Raw genomic sequence first — 3,021 nt, 5'->3', positions numbered from 1 at the left:
CATTTATATGTTGCATTAAAAATAGATTTTGTTATAATATATACGAGGTGAAAATTGTGGATAATAGTATATTAAATGTTGAACAAGCAGTAGAATTTTTAGGTGTAAGTGAAAAAACACTGATAAAATTACTTAGGGAAGAGCATATACCGGCCAGAAAGATAGGCAGGGAATGGAGGTTTAGTAAAGAGGCTTTAATAAGATGGTTGTCTTCTGGTGATTCACGCAATTATATTAATAAAGCTGAAATTTATCAGATTTCTGTAGATGAATCTGGTAAGTCTGAACATTTATTAGATGATATTTGCTCACATTTATCAAGTTTAAAAAGTACTAATAATATCAAACTTATCTTAAAAGAACTCGATAAAGATGTAAATATTCCTGATGATGTGAATTTAAGGATGAGTTATAAACAACAAAGAGATATTGAAAAGCTTGAATTTAAGGTATACTGGCCTCAGAGAGAGGAATATAAAATTGATATAAATCAAAAATAGAATTTTATTAGTCATAATAATAAATAACCTGGTTACAAAGGTGGGATGGGTGTGTATATTAATAATGAAAAAGATAAGAAGGTTTTAGGAGTCGAACGCAACGTATTTTTTACTGGTATAACTAGTTTTTTAACTGATACAACAACAAAAATGATATACTCTATTATGCCCCTATTTTTAATCTCTATAGGTGCATCGAAAACAGAGGTATCTCTTATTGAAGGAATTGCAGAAAGTACAGCTTCGGTTCTTAAAGCTGTATCAGGCTGGTGGAGTGATAAAATTGGCAAAAATAAACCTTTTATGATTATTGGATACGGCTTTACAGCTATTTTGTCTCCATTATTTTCAATAGTGACTTCACCTTTTCAGGTGCTAGTTGTCAGATTTACCGAAAGGGTTGGAAAGGGAATAAGAACTGCACCAAGAGATAGTCTTGTAGCTGGTTCATCAAATAATAGTGAAAAAGGAAAAAATTTTGGATTTCACAAAGCTATGGATAATAGTGGAGCAATAGTAGGACCCCTACTTGCTTTTACAATTTTATCAGCATTTCCTGGTGATTACCGGAAAGTATTTATGTTTTCAGTTCTACCTGGGATATTTGGATTATTTACTATAATTTTTTTTGTAAAAGAGGCTAAAAAAAGTAAAAATGTTCTTCCTAAGAAGATTACCTTTAAGGACTTTTCATATAAATATTATATATTTTTAGGAATTGCTTTTATATTTACCCTAGGTAACTCAACTGATGCCTTGCTGCTCGTAAAAGCTGGTGATGTTGGGATAAAAGCTTTATTTATACCAATGGTATATTTGATATTTAATACAGTGTCGGTAATATTTTCTGTTCCTATGGGGATTCTTTCTGATAAATTTGGTAGAGAAAGGCTTATTATCTTTGGATATTTACTGTATTCTATAATATACTTTAGTTTTGGAAGAACAAATAATAGAATATTGGTAATTTTATTATTTGCATTATATGGACTTTACAGTGCAGCAACAGATGGGGTACAAAAGGCACTGGTTTCAGACCTTATCAATGAAAATAAAAGGGGAACAGGATTGGGAATATATAATTCATTAATAGGTATAACTTTACTCCCTGCAAGTCTTATGGCTGGAGTATTATATGATAAGGTTAATAATAGTGCTCCTTTTTATTTAGGTTCAGCGATGGCTTTAATTGCTGCAATACTAATGTCATTATTTTATAAGAGATTTGGCGGGATGAGTCAAATATAATTTAACGTAAATTCGAAAATTTGAATTTATATTTTGTAGGAATTTACATTGAACGTAAGTATCTCTATATTTAAATTACGAATTGAAGTTAGATTGTACATAATCGTGACAAATATAATATTAATATGCTATAATAAACATAGCGTTATATTTGTTCTTACATTAACTTAGGAAGGAATTTTATATGTATATAGATACAGCTCTTACTCCACAGGAGGTAGCCGATATATTAAAAATTTCTAAGAGTACTGTTTATGAATTGATCAGGCGAAAAGAAATAAATTCCTATAGAGTGGGTAAAAAGGTACGTGTAGATCTAAAAGATGTGGAAGCTTATAAAAATAAGACGAAAAATATAAAAACTATTAGTAATGATTTTACAAATACATCTGGTATTATGACATCTAATACTGTATTTCAAAGTAAAGATACCCTTGAAAAATACAGTTTTGTTATATCTGGTCAGGATGCTATTTTGGATATTTTGTGTCGTTATCTGGCTTGTTATGAAGAGGGTATGCGTGCATTGAGATCTTATGAAGGCAGTTATAATGGCATATATGCACTCTATTGCGGAAAGGTTCAGGCTGCAACAGCACATATGTGGGATGGTGAAACCAAGGAATATAACGTTCCATATATAAAAAAGATGCTTCCAGGAACTCCTGCTGTAATAATAAGACTTGTTGGAAGAATGACGGGATTTTATGTGGCCAAAGGGAATCCAAAGCGAATAAAAGACTGGAATGATTTTAGAAGACAGGATATCACTATGATAAACAGGGAAAAGGGAAGCGGTACCAGGATCTTGTTGGATGAGCATTTAAGGCAGATGAACATTTTGGGAAATCAAATAAAAGGCTATTCAAGGGAATGTGTTTCGCATCTGGCAGTGGCAAGTATAGTTGCCCGTGGTGGTGCTGATCTAGGAATGGGAAATGAAAAATCGTGTTCGCAAGTTGATGGGGTAGATTTTGTTCCAATAAAAGAAGAGAAATATGATATGGTTATAAAAAAAGAAGATATAAACAAACCTTCAACTAAAGCTATTATGGATATACTTTCATCAGAAGAATTTAGAATGGAAATACAGGGAATAGGCGGATATAATATTAGTGAGATGGGTAAGATTATAGCTGAAACCTAGGAATACTGGAAAATATATAAATAAATATTAAAGTAAATGCAGAAGCAAATAGTTCTAGAACTATTTGCTTCTGCATTTTTGTATATTATCAATAATAGCGAAAAAAATGAATGATTTAATAAAATA

The 3,021-nt window shown here is 31.1% G+C and carries 3 protein-coding genes; all 3 read left to right on the top strand.

All coding sequences use genetic code 11. The features are described 5' to 3' along the window. The first annotated feature begins 56 nt into the window (after window positions 1-56). Window positions 57-500, top strand: coding sequence for a helix-turn-helix domain-containing protein (locus CLLU_RS18240; protein ID WP_106011178.1), 444 nt, complete (start codon window positions 57-59; stop codon window positions 498-500). Window positions 501-551: 51 nt separating this feature from the next. Beyond that, window positions 552-1,748, top strand: a complete 1,197-nt coding sequence (locus CLLU_RS18235) for an MFS transporter (protein ID WP_242977759.1) — start codon at window positions 552-554, stop codon at window positions 1,746-1,748. Window positions 1,749-1,932: 184 nt separating this feature from the next. Beyond that, window positions 1,933-2,895 carry a substrate-binding domain-containing protein gene (locus tag CLLU_RS18230; RefSeq protein ID WP_106011176.1) on the top strand — a complete coding sequence of 321 codons (963 nt, stop codon included), beginning with the start codon at window positions 1,933-1,935 and terminating at the stop codon, window positions 2,893-2,895. Window positions 2,896-3,021: the final 126 nt, after the last annotated feature.

It is taken from the genome of Clostridium luticellarii, assembly GCF_002995845.1.
GTDB classification, from domain to species: domain Bacteria; phylum Bacillota; class Clostridia; order Clostridiales; family Clostridiaceae; genus Clostridium_B; species Clostridium_B luticellarii.
Note: the sequence above shows the minus strand (reverse complement) of the source record. Positions and strands in the feature narration are given on the sequence as shown.

Coding starts and splice junctions, on each gene's coding strand:
- CLLU_RS18230 (WP_106011176.1), top strand. CDS start 1,933: ATGTATATAGATACAGCTCTTACTCCACAGGAGGTAGCCGATATATTA.